Source organism: Photobacterium ganghwense (assembly GCF_017329545.1).
Taxonomy (GTDB): domain Bacteria; phylum Pseudomonadota; class Gammaproteobacteria; order Enterobacterales; family Vibrionaceae; genus Photobacterium; species Photobacterium ganghwense.
This window is the reverse complement of the sequence record NZ_CP071326.1, coordinates 820664-840514: the sequence shown is the minus strand read 5'-3', so window position 1 is coordinate 840514 and position 19851 is coordinate 820664. Positions and strand designations below refer to the sequence as shown.

The 19851-nt window shown below is 48.6% G+C and carries 25 protein-coding genes; 2 read left to right on the top strand and 23 right to left on the bottom strand.

Going from position 1 to position 19851, the window contains the following annotated elements; genetic code table 11:
* Positions 1–22 precede the first annotated feature (22 nt).
* The 18 genes from FH974_RS19795 to FH974_RS19710 form a co-directional block, all read right to left on the bottom strand.
* A complete protein-coding gene (locus FH974_RS19795; protein WP_047884354.1) occupies positions 23–343 on the bottom strand; it encodes a hypothetical protein in 321 nt (106 codons plus the stop codon).
* A gap of 52 nt (positions 344–395) precedes the next feature.
* Positions 396–956 carry a hypothetical protein gene (locus tag FH974_RS19790; RefSeq protein ID WP_207104135.1) on the bottom strand — a complete coding sequence of 187 codons (561 nt, stop codon included), beginning with the start codon at positions 954–956 and terminating at the stop codon, positions 396–398.
* A complete protein-coding gene (locus tag FH974_RS19785; protein ID WP_207104134.1) occupies positions 941–1321 on the bottom strand; it encodes a minor capsid protein in 381 nt (126 codons plus the stop codon). Before FH974_RS19785 ends, FH974_RS19790 begins: the two co-directional genes overlap by 16 nt.
* Positions 1318–1695 (bottom strand): hypothetical protein, encoded by a 378-nt coding sequence (locus tag FH974_RS19780; protein WP_207104133.1) that lies wholly within the window; start codon positions 1693–1695, stop codon positions 1318–1320. Before FH974_RS19780 ends, FH974_RS19785 begins: the two co-directional genes overlap by 4 nt.
* 59 nt (positions 1696–1754) lie before the next feature.
* Positions 1755–2051 carry a hypothetical protein gene (locus tag FH974_RS19775; protein WP_207104132.1) on the bottom strand — a complete coding sequence of 99 codons (297 nt, stop codon included), beginning with the start codon at positions 2049–2051 and terminating at the stop codon, positions 1755–1757.
* A gap of 44 nt (positions 2052–2095) precedes the next feature.
* Positions 2096–2890 carry a hypothetical protein gene (locus FH974_RS19770; protein WP_207104131.1) on the bottom strand — a complete coding sequence of 265 codons (795 nt, stop codon included), beginning with the start codon at positions 2888–2890 and terminating at the stop codon, positions 2096–2098.
* Position 2891: 1 nt separating this feature from the next.
* The gene (locus tag FH974_RS19765; protein ID WP_047884359.1) at positions 2892–3344 is read right to left on the bottom strand and encodes a hypothetical protein; all 453 of its coding nucleotides are present in this window, start codon (positions 3342–3344) and stop codon (positions 2892–2894) included.
* A gap of 92 nt (positions 3345–3436) precedes the next feature.
* Positions 3437–4327: a major capsid protein gene (locus FH974_RS19760; RefSeq protein WP_207104130.1), complete on the bottom strand. Its 891-nt coding sequence runs from the start codon at positions 4325–4327 to the stop codon at positions 3437–3439.
* A 47-nt stretch (positions 4328–4374) separates the two neighbouring features.
* The gene (locus tag FH974_RS19755) at positions 4375–5172 is read right to left on the bottom strand and encodes a DUF6651 domain-containing protein (RefSeq protein ID WP_207104129.1); all 798 of its coding nucleotides are present in this window, start codon (positions 5170–5172) and stop codon (positions 4375–4377) included.
* A gap of 64 nt (positions 5173–5236) precedes the next feature.
* A complete protein-coding gene (locus FH974_RS19750) occupies positions 5237–6778 on the bottom strand; it encodes a phage portal protein (protein ID WP_207104128.1) in 1542 nt (513 codons plus the stop codon).
* Between the two features lie 30 nt (positions 6779–6808).
* Positions 6809–8062, bottom strand: a complete 1254-nt coding sequence (locus FH974_RS19745) for a terminase large subunit domain-containing protein (protein ID WP_047884363.1) — start codon at positions 8060–8062, stop codon at positions 6809–6811.
* A complete protein-coding gene (locus tag FH974_RS19740) occupies positions 8062–8697 on the bottom strand; it encodes a hypothetical protein (RefSeq protein WP_207104127.1) in 636 nt (211 codons plus the stop codon). The genes FH974_RS19745 and FH974_RS19740 overlap by 1 nt, the downstream gene beginning before the upstream one ends.
* A gap of 286 nt (positions 8698–8983) precedes the next feature.
* Positions 8984–9262: a hypothetical protein gene (locus FH974_RS19735; protein WP_047884365.1), complete on the bottom strand. Its 279-nt coding sequence runs from the start codon at positions 9260–9262 to the stop codon at positions 8984–8986.
* Positions 9259–10170 (bottom strand): hypothetical protein, encoded by a 912-nt coding sequence (locus tag FH974_RS19730; protein ID WP_207104126.1) that lies wholly within the window; start codon positions 10168–10170, stop codon positions 9259–9261. The genes FH974_RS19735 and FH974_RS19730 overlap by 4 nt, the downstream gene beginning before the upstream one ends.
* A complete protein-coding gene (locus tag FH974_RS19725) occupies positions 10160–10495 on the bottom strand; it encodes a Gp49 family protein (protein WP_207104125.1) in 336 nt (111 codons plus the stop codon). The genes FH974_RS19730 and FH974_RS19725 overlap by 11 nt, the downstream gene beginning before the upstream one ends.
* Positions 10488–11138: an ATP-binding cassette domain-containing protein gene (locus tag FH974_RS19720; protein ID WP_207104124.1), complete on the bottom strand. Its 651-nt coding sequence runs from the start codon at positions 11136–11138 to the stop codon at positions 10488–10490. The genes FH974_RS19725 and FH974_RS19720 overlap by 8 nt, the downstream gene beginning before the upstream one ends.
* A 14-nt stretch (positions 11139–11152) precedes the next feature.
* Positions 11153–11905: a ParB/Srx family N-terminal domain-containing protein gene (locus FH974_RS19715; protein ID WP_207104123.1), complete on the bottom strand. Its 753-nt coding sequence runs from the start codon at positions 11903–11905 to the stop codon at positions 11153–11155.
* On the bottom strand, positions 11905–12585 hold the full coding sequence (locus FH974_RS19710; protein ID WP_047884369.1) for a ParB/RepB/Spo0J family partition protein: 681 nt from the start codon (positions 12583–12585) through the stop codon (positions 11905–11907). The genes FH974_RS19715 and FH974_RS19710 overlap by 1 nt, the downstream gene beginning before the upstream one ends.
* A 114-nt stretch (positions 12586–12699) precedes the next feature.
* Here FH974_RS19710 and FH974_RS19705 point away from each other — a divergent pair, with 114 nt between their 5' ends.
* Positions 12700–14292: a DEAD/DEAH box helicase gene (locus tag FH974_RS19705; RefSeq protein WP_207104122.1), complete on the top strand. Its 1593-nt coding sequence runs from the start codon at positions 12700–12702 to the stop codon at positions 14290–14292.
* The gene (locus tag FH974_RS19700) at positions 14292–14570 is read left to right on the top strand and encodes a hypothetical protein (protein WP_207104121.1); all 279 of its coding nucleotides are present in this window, start codon (positions 14292–14294) and stop codon (positions 14568–14570) included. The genes FH974_RS19705 and FH974_RS19700 overlap by 1 nt, the downstream gene beginning before the upstream one ends.
* A gap of 355 nt (positions 14571–14925) precedes the next feature.
* On the opposite strand, the gene FH974_RS19695 is transcribed toward FH974_RS19700, so the two are convergent.
* From FH974_RS19695 to FH974_RS19675, 5 genes are all read right to left on the bottom strand, one after another.
* Positions 14926–15171, bottom strand: coding sequence for a hypothetical protein (locus FH974_RS19695; protein ID WP_207104120.1), 246 nt, complete (start codon positions 15169–15171; stop codon positions 14926–14928).
* The gene (locus tag FH974_RS19690; protein WP_207104119.1) at positions 15161–15889 is read right to left on the bottom strand and encodes a hypothetical protein; all 729 of its coding nucleotides are present in this window, start codon (positions 15887–15889) and stop codon (positions 15161–15163) included. The genes FH974_RS19695 and FH974_RS19690 overlap by 11 nt, the downstream gene beginning before the upstream one ends.
* Positions 15890–16531: 642 nt before the next feature.
* Positions 16532–16936, bottom strand: coding sequence for an NUMOD4 domain-containing protein (locus FH974_RS19685; protein WP_047884372.1), 405 nt, complete (start codon positions 16934–16936; stop codon positions 16532–16534).
* 435 nt (positions 16937–17371) lie between these two features.
* Complete coding sequence (locus FH974_RS19680) at positions 17372–17722, bottom strand: hypothetical protein (RefSeq protein WP_207104118.1); 351 nt, start codon at positions 17720–17722, stop codon at positions 17372–17374.
* A gap of 123 nt (positions 17723–17845) precedes the next feature.
* Positions 17846–18088, bottom strand: a complete 243-nt coding sequence (locus tag FH974_RS19675; protein ID WP_207104117.1) for a hypothetical protein — start codon at positions 18086–18088, stop codon at positions 17846–17848.
* Between the last annotated feature and the right edge of the window lie 1763 nt (positions 18089–19851).

Here is a 19851-nt window from a genome sequence, read left to right as displayed (position 1 = left end):
ACCTCACCGCTCTCATTCCGAGTTATTCCTTTCCCTCGGATTGAGATTCGGCACCCTCTTGATTTTCAGCTTCCGCATCCTCGGAAACGAAATTCACTAGGGCAATGATCTGTTCGAAAGTCATGCTTTCCAGTTTTTCGCGGGTGATTGTCGGCACCACTGACAAGACAACTTGAATGTAGGTATCAAGCTGTTCTTGCATCGTTGCATTCTTCTTCTGCATCAGCTTTTGCATCGCCACGAATGCACCGAATGAAAGGGGGTTTACTTTATGCTTCACGCCGCCCAGCAGGACTTCTTTTGTTGCAGGGGCGATTTCGTCTAGATTCAACAGCTTTGTCATTCTCTCGTCTCCAAAAATAGGGGCATTCAGCCCCTAGTAAGTCATAGATGACTTATTTAGCAGTTTTAGCAGTAGACTGTTTGACTAGCGTCCCTGCGGCAGTGCCGCCAACAGTCATTAGATGGCCTGTTGAGTCTGGGTAGGCAGTAAACTCAAGCTCGAATACACGCTCTTCGTTGTGCTTGTAGGCAAAGCTCATAGAGCCAGCCGTAGCAGCGCGAGGAATCGTTACCGAGTAGTCGTCTTTGTTGCGCGGAGTCAGCACAAGCGCCTGCGCCAGCTTCACTAGGTCAATACCCTCGCCAACCTTAACGATCAGTGCCTTCTGACCCGCATCAATCGTTGAGCCAGGCATTACCGCAGTGATCTTCGCAATGTCCGTTTCCACCATCGGCACTTTGACCTTGATGTTACGACCCATGATGCGCTCGGAAACGGTAGTCTCACCGAACTGGTCAACCTTCACTTCGTGAGTGTCAGTTGTAACCTCAACCTCTACACCACCTTTGGTTAGACCAAGTGAAACATCACCGAATGTCACATCACATGCGCCCAATTTGATGTTTTCAACACCTGATGACATAGCAATTCCCTTTGTTAGAGTTTCACGCATGAAAATTCCATTACCATCACGAACTCATACCGCCCTGTTTCGTCCTGACGGTGAGGTTCAGGATAGGTAATGGGTCTGACGTAGTTAAAATGCACATTCCCCGAGGTGACGTTCTCCGCACCTGCATACTCGAAAATCTGATCGACTAAGCTCACGCCGTCAGCTATCGAGTCGGAATGCACCACAAGCCTCAGAACATCCTTGTAATAGCCTTTTAGCTCATGGTCGATTTTGAAGCCGCCGTATGGTGCTGCGAGCAAAATGCCTGACACCACATCGGACGGCATTTCATAGGCAAAAAGTGTTTCTCCAATTACACCTACGCCAATGTAATCGAGGTAATGCGCATAGCTTTCCAAAATCATCGCCAGCGTCCCTTCAACCCTGCTTTGCTCAGGTCATTTCGTAGCTTGTCCATCCAGTGACGGCGTAACCACTCCCGAGAACGACCTATATAGCCAGAGCCAATTTTGAACTGAGAGGCTGACTGCTTTTCGATAGAGCGAATGCCAAGTTTGTATCCGCTCTTGTTCATCGCCGGTGCGTATTTATCGACAGATCGCTGAGTTTTGCTGTTAACAGCTCCCTCTCTGACCCCAATTCGCATGATCAGACCGTCCTTAGTCTTCTCAACCGCCCCTTCAATGGACTCTTCCAATGAACCTGTGTCCCTTGGAACCATCGCAGCCATCACTCGTGCGCCATCTTCGGCAACCTTTCTCGCCGTCTGTAACGTCACTCGCTTAAAACCGTTCTCAGCGTTGGTAAGCCTCTGCCGCGCTTTGCTGGCGGAAAATGTCAAACCCAAGGCTCTAGCTCCGCAGCAATGTGCCCCGCTCTCCCTCGCAAACCCAGCATGATTTCCAGTGAAACAATCCGGAGTCTACGGCCCCGAAAGTCCACACGATCGTCTAGCTCAATTTCCGTATCTTCGGGGAACAGAAGTCGAACATCGTATTTTTGCTGTAACCCTCTTCCGTAGGACGTTTCCGTGAGCGTTCCCTTGGTTGAGGAAGTCGAGCGAATGTCACGAATGACCAGCACTTCACAGTCAAAGGCAGGTTCATGGTTTTGCTCGCCATAAAGCCCACGCATCCGGACTTCCGTTTTTTTAAAAACAGTGACCGTGGCCTTCATCGTTAACCTCGCCCAATTCGATATGAGCGAGTTGTGTATTTGCCCAGCACTCGGAAGGCTCTTGCACCCACGATTTCCTGAGCAGGTCGCCCTTGCTGATAAGTCAGCGAGGTTTCCCCTACACGCTCTGAAACAAGACCGCTGCGCCTCGCCAAGTCAATGGGATCACCACCAAGCACATCGTCAGCCTCATAAATCACTGCAACGGCAATGTCTTCAAGGAAACGGGCTGGCAGATCCATGTATTCACCTGCGCTTAACCTGGTTAGGTCAATGCCTTTATCGAACGATGGAAAGTCAGCAAAACTACTTGAGCGCTCATACACAACCGCTGGATTAAATCGCATGGCGGAAATCCGGCGTGACGCCTCAATGATGGCTTTGCGCTTCTCACCTTGGCTTGCGCCAAGAAACTTGTTCACGTTCGGCACATCCAGCAGGTGAAGTTCTGCTTCGGCTACCGTAATCAGTGCCTCTTGAGGGACAAAAAGATCTGCACTGGCAATAATTGCATACCGGCGTTCCTGCTGAGCAACATCGCCATCATCGTTCTCCATCATTAGGTGAATGATGCGCAGCGCCTTACGCTGAAAGCCGTCAAGCCTATTTAGTTCGTCATCAATGACGATTTCCACAAACTCATCGTCGCTGTAGACATCAATCGGCAGTTCGTCGGTCAACAACATGCCGTGATGATCCTGAACGCGGTATGACGCAGTGATTTTCCCGTCAAGGTTTGGAGCATCAAACCGAATCGTTACACTGCTGCCTGCGATATGAGTTGCCAGTTCAGACATTTCATGCCTCCTGAGCGGCAAGAATTTCCTCGATCAGCTCTTCGATAGAGCGAGCTTTGATACCGAAGGTCTCTCCAACCTTGCGAAGCCCTGCAATACCAGACTTGTCCGCAATTGCCTCTAGCTCATCGCGTGTAAACGTTGGTAGTGCCTGTTTAGGCTGCTCAACCTTGGCTTTCTTGCCAATGCGCTTCTCAACCGGTTCGGCTGACTGAATTACCTTCTTCGCCTGATCGGCGTCAGTGGTGTTGTATCCACGCCACATCGTCTCGGCAGGATTCGGGTTTTGCCCCTCGTCAGTCTCAACTTCCATGATTGCGCCGAGGGTTTGAGCGTCACGATAAGGGATCGGCTCAACAGTCTTGCCGTTCTCAAAATAGGCACCAACCATAACGCCGGTGAAGTTTGAGAATGTCTCTGACTTGATGATCACATGCACTTTCTTGTTTTGCATATCTACCCTCTTTGTAAATACGGGCGGCTCTTTCGAACCGCCCTGACAACTTCAAACCAACAAAGATAAGTCACTAGTGACTTATCTAGCAATTAAAATTTTACGTTGTCGATACGAGCGATAGCGTAGTCGTGCTTGTTAGCCAGACCGCAATACCACTTAACGCGGGTGCGAACCGCATCTTTGTTTTGAACTGTGCCGATAGACTCAACAACGATACCAGCGTTGTCCCCGCCATACAGGCCAGTTACACCGTTTTCTTCGCTCAGGTGAAGAGCGTAGATTGGTGCTTTCTTAGTGCCCTCGCCGTCAGTAACAGGCAGGAAGTCGTTCACGATGATTGGCACACCGTTGTGGGTCAGCATAACTTTGCCGAACTGTGGCAGCATCACTTCTGATGGTTGCAGACCGCCTACTGTGCGCAGCAGTTGCAGGTAAGCGCGTTTGTGCTCAGAACGCATCATGATTGCGTCACAGCCCAGCGCGTTAACCGCATCAACCACCTCATCCAGCATTGACCAGTTCATTGCAGCGCCAGCCGCGTCGATGATCTGCTCGCTTGCAGTCAGACGACCAAGGCCATCGAAAGACTTGCTGTTAGAGGTTTCGTCGCCCAGAACCAGAGCGCGCTTGAACGAACGAGCCAGACCTTTAACTTTCAGGCGAACTTGAGTCGCAAGCTGATCGCTAGTGTCAGACATAGTAGTTTGAATGAACTTGTCTACATCCACGTCACCCGCGATGATGCGTAGCTTCGCAACATGCTCGGAGAACTTAGCCGCGCCTTCTGGAACAGCGTCGTTTGGATCTAAGAAAGATGCTTCGCTTAGCTCTTTTTCGCGGTTGTAAAGGTAGGCTTTAGAGTTCACTTTCATGAACGGCAGAACAGCGAACAGCTCTTCACGATCAATGATCGTTTCAATGATTCCCTGCTCAAGTTCGTTGTTCGATAGTTTTTTAGCTTCGTCGATTAATAGAGGCATTATCTATTCCTTTAGACAATCAAGGGGAGGCTCCTTGCCTCACCCAACTACTTCATCAATTTGGCTAGACCCGAAGAGAGCTTTTGCTCAATGGTTTTTGCCTGCGATTCCTGACCAGGCTTAATACCGAAATCAGTCATCGAATTTGCCCCTGCCTTTTGGCTAGAGCGAAGAATATGATCGGCGTCAGTATCGGCTGCGATGATTCGGCTAATTGCATCCTCGAAGCCAACAGGTTCGCCCTGTGCATCAACAAGAGGTGCGCGATCTGCGCAACCGGCTGGCTTGTTGTAGCCAATTACCTGCCCCTGCTCGTTAACTTCGAAATGACTGCCGTAAAGCACTCGTGCCTTCGTCGCTGGAAGAACGGTTTTCTCGCGCAGGAATGAAGAATTGCTAAACGACTGACCGACTGTTAGCTCGATGATTTGCTTCTGTAGCGCTGCCTTTTCGTTATTGACCTGCTTTACTTGGCTGCGAAGCCCTTGTAGTTCGGTTTCATGCTGCTCAACCATTTGCGATTTCAGAGCATCCCACTGGCCTTTCTCTTCAAGGCGGCGAGTCTCTTCTTCTTGCTCACGGGCTAAGCGCTCTTGTTCAGCCGCAAGAAGTTGTTGTACTTTCTCAGGCGTTACGTCACCGAATGCTTTCAACTTCTCTTTCTTCTTCATTGCATCTTTCAACAGGGAAGCGTTGTCTTGTTCCAGTGTTGCTAGACGCGCTTTCATAGAATCAACATCTTCAACATCTTGCTGACCTTGTTGGTCTTGTTGACTCTGCTCTTCATGGCCTTTGTCGGCTACACCAGCACCACCAGCTTCCTCGCCGTTGGTTGCTTCACTCATGTAACCGCCTTGCGCCATCAGCTTTCGTAGATAAAACGGCATATCAAAAATCCCTTTTTCGTGATTACTCGGTCTCTTGAGCATCAGTAGGTTCAGTCTCTCGAACCATTCGCGCCCGAGTATAAGTAAGCGCTGACTTATTATCAATATCCATTTTAGAATTTTTAGGCGGAAAATCAGCTAATTCGGCAAAAATTTCAGCCTCTTTGTCCTTCGGCAGACGAGGGAATACTTTTTTCAGCACCATTGCCATTTGCTCACGACGAGCAGCATCAGGCGCTTCAAGGTTTTTCATCTGCTCTGCAACGGCAAATTCATCGGCTAGGCCACGAATATCAAAGCTCTCCGGATAGCTCACATAGTCCACCATTTGAGAGTCACCTGACTTCCCGTGCCAGCGCTCAACGATAGCCGCCAGACGATGCTCTGCCTGCTCCAATGTGCTTGCCTTGTTTACCAGCAGGGAGTTGACGCGCTGGAAATCAAAGGCTTTCGCTACGCCGGATGAGTTATCAATACCAACGGCGTTATCTTGCTTGGTTCGTTCTCCGGCCACACCGATAGAGTGATAGATCTCGTTAATGATCTTCGAGATAGTGTCGATAATGATTTGTGCCTGCTTAGGATCTGGTGACATGAAGAACGGCTTCGCCCCACCCTCACCGTTGAACGTGAATACCCGCTTGGTTCCCATATCCAAAACCTTTTGCAGATCATCATCACCTGGCAATAGCCCTTGGACCGGAATCGCAAGTTGCGAATAGGTTTGGTCTTGGATAATCGCGTCCAAGTTGGACAGGTAATTCGCAACCGAGCGATCAAGATAAGCCACGTCATCAATCAGCCCCGTCGCTGCATACTTGTTTTCCGATGAGTGGAAGCAATCGACTGGAAACACTGGAACAACGTTTAAATCGTGCGTCCCTGCACTCTCCAAGCCCACTTTGACTTTCGCCCCTTTGTGCTTTTGTGGAAACTCGCGGAACAGATACCAGCTCTGCTTTGTCCACAGACGATAACGTAGGAACGTTTTGCCGGTTGATTCGAATGGATCGGCATCATCACGACCAGTTTCTGCAATCAGACACCATGACAGATCGCCATTCTCGTCGTAGGCAAAATCAAGCATCTGCATTGGCGTAACGATATAGGCGTAAACGCGGCTATCTGAGTTCTTCTCATCTGCCAGCGTTACAATGTCACTTGACTTAGTCGAGTCCACTACGACCCAAATACGACCGAATACAGACGATGAGATATCAACGGTTCGCATAAAGTCGTCAATATCCAGCTTGTCTCGGGTCGCACACTCCCAAAAGCGCTTAACCTCTTCGCTGGCGTCCTCGGCACGAGTAACCGTTTCCTTGAAGATATACTTATGAACAAGGTTCACGACCTCTCGGGTGTGGTTGAACCGGTAGGCACGATCAATACGTTCCTTGTATTCCGCGTCGCCCTCTTTGTAGTAGCGGAAAATATTCTTCTTGAACCACTCACGACCGCCTTTGTAGGTGGACTCCAAAAACTGCCAGTGCTCAAGCATCGCCTCATAAAGTGGATGGCGACGACTAACCAGCTCCATGATTTTCTTGTCTGAAATTTCCATTTTTCTTACCCATACTAAGTCATAGGTGACTTATCTTGAAACGCCAATAATAGAGTGTTTCTTCACAGGGAAACGACGGTGAATTGGATAGCCCAAAGCATCCGTGATGTGCTCTACCCCTGCCGCCTTGTCGATATCGCGAGTGCCAGGCTTATAAAGCACTTGCTCAAACGACTCGATGGTTGTCCGGCAGCTCGGGTCAACATACAGTCGAACCGCGCCGTTTGCTGCGCGAAGCAGTCGGTTGACGGCATTCACACGGTCTGCAATCGCGGGGTGCTTTTTGGGATGGTCAATTCGCACGAACCCCTTTTCCCTGAAAATATCCAAGTCCGACTCACCGCGAGCATGTTGTCGGTGTGCGCCTGCAGGGTCGGGATAAACCGTAATCTGCTGCTTCCAGCGCCAAAACTTACGCTCCAATTCGTCACAAGCCTCTTCGGTGTTGGACGAATGCAGAACGATTTCATCAACAACCCAAATTTCCCCATTTGGCTGAGGCTGTAAGACCACTGCACTCATCGGGTCGATGTTGAAGTCCTGTCCCACCCAGATTGGTAATTTAGGATTGAACGGGCATGGTTTAACGTGGGTTTCACGCTCAAACGGGTAATAAACCCGACCGGACATCGTCGTGAACGACGCCTCGTATTCCTGCATGAATGACTTCGGATCTAGGTCAGCTCTCGCCGCCTCGATTTCGTCCTCTGGAACGAATGGGGACATTGCCGTTGTGTATTGCCAGCTTTCCCATTGGCCGCGACGAACCATTTCCGGATCTTGACCCATTTTCCAAAGGTCATAGAACGCTGAGAAACCTTTAGGTGTCCCGATGATCAATGCACCACCGCGTGTGGACGATAGCGTTGGGCGAATTACCTTAGTCCACGTCTCAGGCTTCATATCCTGAAACTCATCAAGAACGACAAAGTGCAAGGCCACACCACGGAGCGTATCGGGCTTATCCGCCCCCTTTAACGCAATCTCTGATCCGTTCTTTAGGATCATGGTCATGGTTGTGTCGTTGGTCTTTAGCACATACCGGTCATTGATGGTCTGCTTTAGCTCATCCCACAGGATTTGCCTTGCCATCTGATAGGTCGGTGCGATATACCAAACCCGCTGTCTCCGCGCCTTCATCGCATACTTGGTGATCAGCGAGATGGACAGCATCGACTTGCCCCAACGACGACCGGCGCAAACCACCTTGAAACGGGCGCGAGATTTGAAGACCTTCATCTGCCCCGCATGAAGCTGAATGATATTGCCGACTGAAATACCCATTAGGTAACAGCCTCCGACTCAGCCTCCTCTCGCTCAAGCTCTTCCCGCTCTGACGCAATTTCCTCAGCAAGTTCTGCTTCCAGCTCATCCAGGTCAACAATGTCTTCGGCATCACCGGTTTGGGCCTTGCGAAGCTCAAGCACCTGTTCTTGAGTCAGCTCGGCGAACATCAGCTCAGGCAATTCGTCGTCGCGAACGTCTCTGTCATCCATGCGAAGTGCCTTGTGGGAAACCTCATAGCACTTGGCTAAGGCAGCCGACGCTCGTTGCAGTGCCTTAATTGATTCTTCGGCTGAACCTATGCCTCCGTGCGATCTTGCACCTTCGGCAACTTCCTTCATCACAAGCGCGCCAAGGTTGTAAGCCCACTTGTCGTATGACTCCTGACGAGAGGCGATCAAGTTTGCCCGTTCCACGGACTTGTCGATCATTTTCTCTTTCACAGCCTCTCTGACAGCATCCGCAGTGGCAGCGCTACCCTTCTCTACCCCACGAGCCTTAAATCGTCTTGAAAGCGTTTCTGGACGCATCCCCGACTTCTCTGACAGCGCCGCAAGCGTGTATTCGCCCGAAGCCCACATAACCTCAAGCTCAATCCATTCCGACGGCGTTAAAATCCTTTTCTTTTCCGGCATAAGTAACCCATTACTTACTACACGAGGCGATATTATCAGCAAGGCGCGGTATTGTTAAGATTATGAGTAAGCCGCAGCTTATTATTTTTAAAAATATAAATATTATGGAAGCGCGGTTTTTGAAGAGATTTATGTGAAAGATAAGGCTCTAACGAACCTTACTTTCACGAAGAGTTTTCAATTCCGCAGGTAGTTTGAAGAGAAGTCGCGGAGTCTTAACCTTGATTGGAAGCTGGGTTCGCAAGAACCTTGCTTCCAATATATATAATATATTTTCTTAATATTATTAGGACATGCCTACTCGTGCGATCTGCTTGGCGAAAGCCCGCCCCAAAGTTGTCAGCAGCAGCGTCCGACGGTTCTGACCTCCCTCTGAGCGCTTGCGGAGTTCGCCTTTGGTCAGCAGCCGTTTCTCGATCAATGCTCGCAGGCTAAACTGAAAACTTTCTTTTGACGTTTTGTAAGGTAGCGACTCAAGAACCGAATCCAGATCTGCAATGCCTCGCACCTCTTCGACAATGAGGATTGTATGGATAATCTGTTTTTGTTTCTTGGTGAGAATCATGCGGACTTAACCTTCTTCCACTCCCTGAATTTCTCCATGTTCAAAGGTTCGTTCATCCCCTGCCAGTAGAATGCCTCGATAGGCAGTTCCTTTGGCATTGACGCATTGCCGTAGTCAGGATTTTTGTAAGCACCGTAGATGGCCGTTGAAAAACATAGGTCTTGAAGCCCGGCAACAACCTCTTCGATGGTCATTGTCACGTAGAAGTCCTGAACCCGTTTTTTGTTGTTCTTGCCAGCCTTATCTCGACTTGAATGCTTAAAATAAACATCAATCAGAGCTTTTCGCGTCCGCTCACGCAGGGATGGGCTGAAATTCGCAATCTCCGCCATCACAGCGTCCACATCTGTCGGATCTGACTCGACGTATAAGCTAAACGCTTTAAGCGCGTCTCGACGCTTCTGTGGCGCAGGTGGCTTAACGAATTTGAAGCCAGCTTTCATGGCGAACGGATTGTATTTGGACATGGCCGACTTAATCTCAATGACTTCCCTATCGTGCATACGGCACGCAAGGTTGATCATCTGATAGCTAATGCCACAGCCGCGATACATGGTATCCAGCACACACCGAGAAATTGTGCCGAACCAGCGCTTCGTTACCATCTTGCCTCGATAGGTATTGGTCAGCTTGGTTTCGGTGCCAGGTGCCATCTTGGGGAACATCAGGTGACGTTCGGCCAGAAGTAACTGCGGATACACGATAACAACAACACCAATCAGGTTGCCGTCCAGCTCACAGCGATAATACTCAGCAGCGCCAAAGCTATTGCCAGCCTTGTAATGCAGTGATTTGAGGGCGTGCCAGTCCTCGACACTGCCCTTCTTCACTACAATGCGATCCATGAACGGCAGGCGGCTTGGAAAGTCCGAAGCCTTGTGGCGCTCAATAATCACATCATGCTGCATGAGGAACCTCAGCTAACTTTTCACAAAGCAGATAGCCTTCCAGTTGCCAGATTTCACGATAGGCATTGTCAAAGGCTACCTTCTTGCCAATTTCCTCATCGTCGTTTTCCGGTGAGCAGCAGGAACTTGGTTTGCCGGTTACAGAGAAGCCGTTCACCATGTTAATCACACACCAGCGAAGAATACCGCCGGTTGGCAGTGTGTGCTTGACGTATTCGACCGAATGGATGCGCTCAGCGATGCTTTCAACCGTTACGCGAGGGGCTGTAAGTCCCTTCTTCTCCATCATGTCCTGAATTTCGTTACGGCGGGCCAGTTCATTCATTTTCGCTCTCTCCATGAACTTCTACGGCTACACGCTCCTTGTATAGCTTCGTAATGGTGATATCCGGCTTAATGCTTGAATGCAGGTCGCTATGCGTTGTTGCGACAAGTAATGTCGCCCCCGCGTTCCGAGCAGCACGTTGCAGGGAGTTGGAAATACACATAGCGGTTGTTCGGTCCAATACCGCACCAAACTCATCGGCAACCCAAACTTGGGCGCCTGACTCGACTAATTTAGCAATGCGCAGTCGGTAACGCTGGCCATCAGACAACTCACTCGGCTTACGGATGAAGAGATAGGCGTCATTCAGCCCTGCCACATTCATCAGCCCAAGCCCTTCGGTTGTCGTTTTGCCAATCTGGTCAATGAGGGTTTTGTCGTGGTCTAAAACCACATCATCAATCGTTTTGACCGACAGGTGCTTTGCCATTTGTGCCGCCAGCTCTCTTAGAATGACGGACTTGCCAGAACCACTTTGACCGGTGATGTAAACGACATCGCCTTGATTGATTTCCAATTTCAAGTTGTCGTAAATCGTCCATGCCTCGTCCTCAATGCCTAAGCCAAATGACTCCGCCACTTCCATGACTCGCGGTGTTCGCTCCACCTTCGAGTTGAATGACTTGTTGATCACGTATTCCATTGCCAGACACCTCGTTAAGAAATCAGCATTGATTCCAGCTCTTCGAGGTCGCTGGATACGTGCGGGTCTGGCGTTTCGCTGAAATCCATCACCTCTTCGGCTTTAGCCAGGTCGCGTTTGGCGTATTCGACAAGAGCGGCAGCTCCCGATCGTCCGGTCAGCTCTTCCATCATGGCAACCCAACGAATGATTGTGCGCCCGTCCTTCATCGGCACTTCGCGGAAGCCAAAGGCATCGGAAATTTTCAGTTTGGACTCGGCAATTTCCTCACCGATTTCTTCGTTCTCTTCTGCAATGCGGCTTGCCTCCATCGAAACGTCCGAAATCAGCATTTCCTCGCCCAAATCACTGGAAAGCAGGTCTTCGGTCATCATTTGCAGCTCTTTGTCGTCAAACCCAAATAGGTTTTCAGAGCGATCCGCCGACAGAATCTCGTTGATCTCTTCTTCCAGCAGCTCCATATCATAATCGGTAGAGGCCAGCCGGTTATCTTCAAGACGTTTGGCGGCAACTTCTGTATCGGTCAGATCACTACGGATAATTACCGGAATTTCACTCAGTCCTGCGAAAATTGCAGCTTCGGTTCGCCCGTGGCCGGTAATAATGACCATGTCTTTATCGACCGTAACCGGCTGGTCGAATCCACGCTTAACAATTGCGGCAGACAACGCTTCAATCTGTTTTTTGTTATGGATTTTGGCGTTTTTTTCGTAAGGAATGAGTGTTTTGGGGTCTAGATAGACAACCTCAAGCTGTAAATCCTTCATCAGCTCGCTCTCCATTGCTCAATGATGTATGCAAGTGCTTCCCCTGCATCTTCCATGTCATTGCCCGTCTTGATGCCTTGCGATTTCACCACAGCACTGATGGCATCACGCACTGCACCTGCATATTCGTTTGGCACTTTAAAGCGCATCATCTGTCCCGAAGCGACCGATTCCTGATCTAGCTTCTCCATTGTGCGTTCAATCTCTTCTTCCCGCTCTGAATCGTCATCCAGACCATCAAAGATCGAGTCATCCAATGCTGCCGAACTGATTGCGATATCCAAATCTGAGCTGATTAGTGCGATTTCCGACATAGAAACATCAAATACCGCGTCAATTTCTTCAATCAGGCGAGCCAGTGCCAGCTCATCGTCTTCGCCATAACGCTCGTTGTCCAAAACCCCGATTCGTTTGGCTTCGGCTTCGGAGATTTCGCCCAAATCAGCAATGTCGATCTCATCCCAGCCAAGAACCATCGCAGCTTTCCAGCGATGTTCTCCGCCGATAATCTCGAACTCGTCTCCAAGTCGTCGAACTACTACGGGCTTGAAGGAACCGACTTCCTCAATCGAGCGCACCAGCTTGTCGAAATCTGGCGGCGACATTGAGTTAGTGTTCCAAGTGTTTGGCCTAAGACTGTTCACACTTACACGCCGGAAGGTGATGGTGTTTTTTGCCATTTTTCTCAGTTTTCTAACTTTTTTTACTTATAAATTTTTGCTTAAAATAAGTCACTAATTACTTATCAATCGTGGATTATGTGCCTTTCGTAGTTTTCAGGCAAGGAGTAAGATTTGAAAACTGTCGCTATCATCCGCAACGCTGTTACTGCGCAGCTCGTCAATGCTGACCGAGACGCAAAACAGATCGTTCAAAAAGCCCTTAGCTACGTAGTTGAGGGGGCAAAATATTCCTCTACTGGCTGGGATGGAACGTCTACGTTCTTTGATTGGGGAACGTGCAAATTCCCTGCTGGCTTCACCAATGCCATCGCAACCCGTCTAAAGAAGAACGGCTACAAGGTCATCACCAAGCGCAAAGAAATGGTTAAGCCGCTTGGAAAGCCAAATCCGGTGGTTAACGCATTCCCACCTAACCCGTTCTACGCATATCAAGATCTGACCGTTGAGCGTTTGGTTGAAATGGGCGGTATGGTGGCTCAAGTGGCAACCGGTGGTGGTAAGTCGGTTATTGCCTGCAAAGCACTGGCGCGTATCAACCGACAGACACTCTTCATCACGACTCGCGGTGTGCTGATGCACCAGATGGCCGGCAACTTCGAAAAATCTCTTGAATACCGCAAGTCCATTGGTGAGTTACCTGCGGGTGCTTTCGTCGGCATCTTGGGTGATGGTGAATTTACCATGTCCAAGTATGTGAACGTGGCTACCGTCCAGACACTAGCCAAGGCACTTGAAGATCCAAAGGCGGATTGGGATTCGGCGAAGAAGAAAAAGCACCTGGCTAAACGTAAGGTCGTGCTCGATATGCTTGAGCGCACCTCTCTGCTGATCCTCGAAGAAGCCCATGAATCATCCGGCGGCCAATTCTATGCCATCGCAAATGCCTGTAAGAACGCAGATTACCGGCTTGCCCTGACTGCTACGCCATTCATGAAAGACAGCGCAGAGGCAAACATGCGCTTAATGGCCGTGTCCGGAAGTATCGGCATCAAGGTAACAGAAGAGTTCCTGATTAATGCCGGTATTCTGGCTCGCCCTTACTTCAAATACATTGAATGCACTCATCTACACGACAGAGAGCGCTTTGATGCGAAGCCCGAACTTGCCAAGAAATACCCTAACACCAACTTGTCTTGGGGCGCTCCATATCAGAGAGCATACACACTTGGCGTTACCTACAACTTCCAGCGCAACCGACTGATCGTAGCGCAAGCCAAAGAGTTCAAGGACTACGGGCTAAGCACGATGCTGCTGGTTAAGCACAAAGACCACGGGCGTATCTTGTCTGAAATGATGAGCGCACTTGGCATCAAGGTTGAGTTCATCTTCGGCGACTCGAACCAAAGTAAGCGTGAAGCGGCACTGAAGAAGCTGGCAACTCGCAAAATTGACGTGCTTATCGGCTCGACCATCTTGGACGTAGGCGTTGACGTTCCGGCTGTAGGCGCAGTTATTCTTGCCGGTTCGGGTAAGGCAGAAGTAGAGCTTCGCCAGCGTATCGGTCGAGGTTTACGCGCCAAGAAAGATGCCGCGAACATCTGTTTTGTCGTGGACTTCATCGACAAGTGCAACAAGCACCTCTACAAACACTCGGAAGAGCGCCGTGCCATTGTCCACTCCACTAAGGGCTTCGCAGAGGGCATTCTTCCGCAAGGGACCAACTTCGACTACAGCCTGCTAAAACAGAGCCATAAGGTTGCGTGATGAGCGAAAAGAGTTTTGTGAATATCAACGTGAAGGTAAGCAACCAGGCTGTAACGAACCTACGAAGCGCCATGAAGCAGTCAAAGACCAAGCATGGTGTGAAGCTGGACAGAGGGGCTGTGGTGTCTGCTGCGCTTGAGAGTTTTACGCAAGACCAGTGGGAGAAAGTTTTACAGCCATTGGTCGAGCAAGCTCTAAGGTTTCGAGAGCTTGAGAGCCTGATAAAACAAGGCAAGCACGTATCACCAGAAGATATTCAGAGCCTTTTCATGGGCTGAGACAAGGGGCGGAAGCCCCTTTTCTTTTGCCCGTTTCATGGCTCAGGGCTATAAGGCTGCCCCACTTTTCAAATCGGTAATATTTTGGTGTCCACTTTTAGGGACGGCGAGCTATAAGGTCAGTGGAATTTCAGGGGGTCGGCTGGTGTCAGTTGGCCACTTTGGGTCAATTGGGTCAGGCTGGGTCTATAGGGTAAACAAGATACAGAGGCTCTACTGTCTCTACATGTTATTGGGTCTATACAAGGGCTATAAGGTTAGTGGGCAAAAACAGGGATTTCTGCCGAGGCAATGCTTTCCAACCAACTCGATTGTTTCTAAGACTTCCGTTCTTTCAGTCAAAAATAAATCACGCTCAAATCGCGCCAGAATCGCAGCCAGAAAGCGACAAAGGATTAAAGCCATGCGCTCGCACCACTAACAAGGAAAAGCGCTGAGAATGGCATACAGAAAGGATTTTAAAGAGGATGAAAAACGCGCAAAAAAATCCGCCACTCGGGCGGATCTTGTGTTTTTGAGACTGGTAATTTTTCTTGTTGTGGTAGTGGCGAATTTTCGCCACCACACTTAATAAGTCATCGGTGACTAATTTACTGAGCATTAACAAAAACACTTAGTGACTCAAATTTGCTGCTAAGCAGTTGAAGTAATTTTGAATTTTCAGCTAGTTGCACTGTTCCGCTATCATTTGAAAGTTTCGCCTTGCTAGTCACTTCGAAAGCGCCCAATTTAACAAGCATTGACAGAATCATTTGAGACTGGCGATTAGTCTTTTCGCGTTTAGCATTCAATTCCACTTCGCACAATTCCGGATTCGCTTTGCGCCATGCTTCAACCTTAACGTCGCTGTAAAATTCGCGGAATTGTTTCACTGTAAAGCTATATGTTCCCATTTCTTCAATCAGTTTAAACGGAATGATTACATTAGTTTCAGTTGAGCGCGCTACTGTATATTCGAAATTCTTTTGTCCGAAGATAAACGCCAGTTTTTCTAGTGAATACATATCACCGCAAATATCCGCTAGATTCAGTTGGTTTTCTTTTTGCATTTGATAGTTTGCGCTTGCTGCTTTCTGATCGTTTTCTACCATTGCAAGGAATTGAGAAACATATCGGGCGCGTTTCTTTTCCGTGCGGATAGTTGCTGTTAGATCTTTTTCACGCTGTTTGTCGTTTGTTTCCGCTAGTGCTTTTTCCAGCTCTTCAACTTTGCTATCAATGACAGCTTGAATGTTTTTCACGTTTTGGACAGCATCAGCTTTAGATTTTACGTTTACAGTTTCAGCGTTAGCGATGTAAGATACAGTTGATTTAGCCATGATAGTTATTCCTTAATTACTGGTTACTTGATACTTGGTTAACTCATCGAAACTTTGGATTGGCGTCTCTCGTTTCGATGTGGTCATTATGGAACTTTCGAGCAAAACCAGCAAGTGTTTTTTTCGAAATTTTTCGGCTTTAATGCTTTTTGTGACCTACTGCGTAATTTATTAATTAAGTAGGCTTGATTGGCTAAATCATATCCAAACCTACAATTCTGGTTATTGATTTTCCTTTATTTCTTGGTTATTCGCGTCACGCGTTCTATATACCAGCGGAAAAAGTCGGCTTTATTGCTCAAGCCTGCCGGACGGTGTCAACCTTCCCTGAAATAAAACCTTCTGAAAACTCCGGTAAGCCTTCCCTTATATTTTTTTACCCCCTAATTTGTCTGCGAATACAAATTTCCCTAACTCTGCACTATTCGCCCTGCCCCCTTTCCCTAATTTTTGCGGCTGGACACCGGAAATTGAAATACCTGAGTTTACGTCCCGCGAGGTGTTTGGAGCCGGAGTTGCTGTTTTGAGGCTGGAAGTGCCGCGAGGTGGTCTGATTGGTTATTTAGACGAGAGTTAGCCAGGTTAAATGTGTTGCCCTTGGAATATGGCCTTGCGGTATGTTGCGGGCAAAAGAAAGGGAGCTTACTGCTCCCCGAATACTTCTCTTAGGATTTTGGCAACGGTTCTCTTGGTGCCTTTGATGTTCACGACATATGGCTTCCCGTCCTTCATGGACGCCTTCTTTGGTCGGATGGTGACGCAGTCGCCTTTATTGCTTAGGAAATATTTGCCGTTGAACTCCGGAACCTCTTTCCAGACAACTTTGCCATCGGCTTGCTCTTGAGTCGTAAACAACTCATCGACAAAGGTATTGGACTGTCGCTTCCACTTGCTGCCGTCTTCTCTGATAAGCGTGAAGTGGTAGTAATCACCGTTGCTGGCTCTGGTCTTCTTTAGCGACCGCAGCTCTCTGATTTCTCCGTCCTCGTTAATCTGATATCCCTCGAACTCCGGAATATCACGCCATTCTTGATAATCGCCTTTCATACGTCAGTATCTTTATTTTTTGGTTAGCGTGGCAGAATTGTATGTCTGAGAGCTTATCGAAGCAATGCCAGCACCTTCGCCTAATTTGTCTGTTGCCTGAAGGAAAAGGCAGAAAAGACAGTGCTAAATCAGTCAGGTCAAATAGACAAAAGGATCGGCGAAGAAGTTTTATCTCCTTGCCGATCCCCTGTCATGGCAGTGGCAGCATTACAATAGAGAAACGGGTGGCTTCCCTTTCGGTAAGAGAAGCAATGAAAAAGTGCTTACCTTGCACTCCACCGAGGAAGGAACTTAGCGAAGCTAACCGGAGAAACGCAACATCAAGCAAGGTAAGCAATATGGGCGGCAGTCCGGCTCGGTGAGAGGACAAGTAACACCACCGAACTGCCTAATTCTATATATGGGAATAATTCCCGTAGTCCTCTTTACTGGCTGTCAGCCTTCAACGGTTTCCATTTCATCTAGCGCCGCAGTAAGCGTCGTAGGTGTCATGGCAAAGGTCGCTTTATCCATCCAGTAGTAACGGCCATCAGAGCCGCGCATAAGCTGTTTGTGCTGGAAGAACTGTAGCGGATGAGCTGAGTAAGTCACCGCATCAGCTTTCTCCGTCGCTTTGCGCTTGCGTCGCAGTTGCTTACTGCGCTGCTTACGTTCACGCTCTAATGTCTTCGCCAGCAGCTTGTCAATGCGCTGCTCAGTGCGGATCTGCTCACGATCCGAATCAGTCATGTAAGCTAACTTATACTCAGAACGCTTACGTGCCTGTTCTTGTGTATATGTAAACATATTTTTGTCCTCTCGCTTGCTGGCTAAGGGGGCAATGACCAAACCCCCCTGATAAGCCAGCGCTTACTATTCTGCATACTGAAAAAGTAAATGCAACACCAAAACTAACTAAGCGCTTACCTATTAAGCAGCATTTAAAAATTGGGATAGTTTCTCAGGTTGAATCCCCAAGGTGCGAACACAGGCTCTTTCGATAGCCGCAAGACTCGCTGTAGACAGATAAGCACCGCTCTTTGCCTTTTTGGACATAACTACCAGGTCAAAACGCTGAATGCCGTTTTCTGTGTTGTAGGTGGTCAGGCGTGCTTCAACGTTTCCGTCTTTGCAGAGCTCGATAACTTGAATTGTGTCTTTTGCGATTTGCATTGTATTCGCTCCGTGGTTCCGTTGATGTGCTCATTTTCGCGGACTTGGAGAGGCAAGGAAGTGGATTGCTGAGGGCTGTCTGATTTCGCTCGGCTGAGCTTTTCTTCTGTCTGTTTTGAGAGGTTTTGCTTTTACCTTGGCTGTTTCTCTTTGCTTGTTCTTCTGTTTGCTCTGTTTGCTCTGTTTTGGCTTTTTTCAGGTAAAAGTGGTCTTTTGAGCGATATGTGATACCAGCAAGAAATCACAAAATCTACCCAAGACCAAAGCCAACCCTGAATTAGAGGTTTCTGGAGAAAAATTGCGAGCGAGCGCTTAATTTTTAACCAACACTCTTTCCGGTTATCCGGCACACAAGTTTTTGTCTTCTTGAAAAGCTGACTTATCGCGGCATCGTTCTGCGCAGTGCCCTGTCCTATTCAAACAGGAAGCCGAACCAAGTGGCTGCGGCTTACTTATTAGGCGCACATTGCATGGTGTGTCAAACCCCGTGACTAAGCGGATACCAACCCGCGCTTTATGGTCGATTTCTACAGTTTCTTTTGGCTACTTAGTGCCTATAGTGGCATCACATTAACCCGCGTTTCACTGGCAGTGGTCGTTCTTCGCCAGAACCCCGCTCGAAGGGCTTCGCTTTTCAAGAGTAGTGCAATTATGTTTCTGACTGGTTGTGTTATCGGGGAGCCGTCACTAAGCTCAACGCCCAAAGGAACAAAGACTAGCTGCGGCACGTTCCAATGAGTTGCACTACATCACTAACCGCTTACTTATTTTACATCCACCATATAGCGCAAAACAATCATTTAGTAGCCAATGCCTAAGCAACTGCTTATTTTTTATCTAGTAAAGTAAAACGCTGTAGAACGCGCTCAGAGACGATTTCAGAAAAAGTGGAGCCATCGTATTCCCCACACTCAAAAACACGCAGGGAGACGATTCTGGGAAGTTTCTCGGGGGTTTCTTGCGGAAGTTTTTAAACACCCCGCCAATTTGCCCATTCAGTCATTTCCCGAAAGGTAAATTAGCAGTTCATTCCCTACTAACAGGCCAAGCACCCTGCGGGAAGCTCAGCCCCTTGCGAGAGCATCTATTTCACCGGAGCAGATATGGGAAAATAACGTATCCAGAACAGACTACGGGAGGAAATTTATCGCCTATCGAAAGTTGGCTTTTGCCTAACGAAATTCATTGATTGCCGTGAAAGCTGCATGAGACGATCTGTATGTGCTCGGGAACGGACACTTGCGGGAACCACATTGCGGTATAGAAATCCGCGGCCATTCACAATCCCTAATACCAGTTCGGGGAACTGTCCCTAATCGTGGCTCCCTCATCAATGAGAGCAGCAAGCCGTAACCGGCCATATACGACCTCAGCCTTTCCCTAATTTTTCCGGCTGGAAACCCCGATTCGAAATACCTGGCTAATTTCCGAAAACCAACGGCAATTCTCCCTGACAAAAACTCACCTAATGAGAGCTTCCCTTTCGGTCCATATCCGGAACGTCACCTTTCTCAAAATTTTCAGTCCAGACTTCCCGATTCCAAACACCTGACGGCGGAGAACTTGATTAGGTCATTGAAAGGGAATTTGTGCGGCGCAGCTTCCGAAACCCACTCTCCCCCTCCCCCTTACACCAGCTTCTCCCTATATCGCTTCCTCTCTCTTCTCCTTGTCTCTTAATTGTTGCTCCTCTCTAATGGAATGACTGCTTTCTTCACTCCTTATCATGGAAGGTGAATATCTCTTCTCTACTGGTCTTTCAT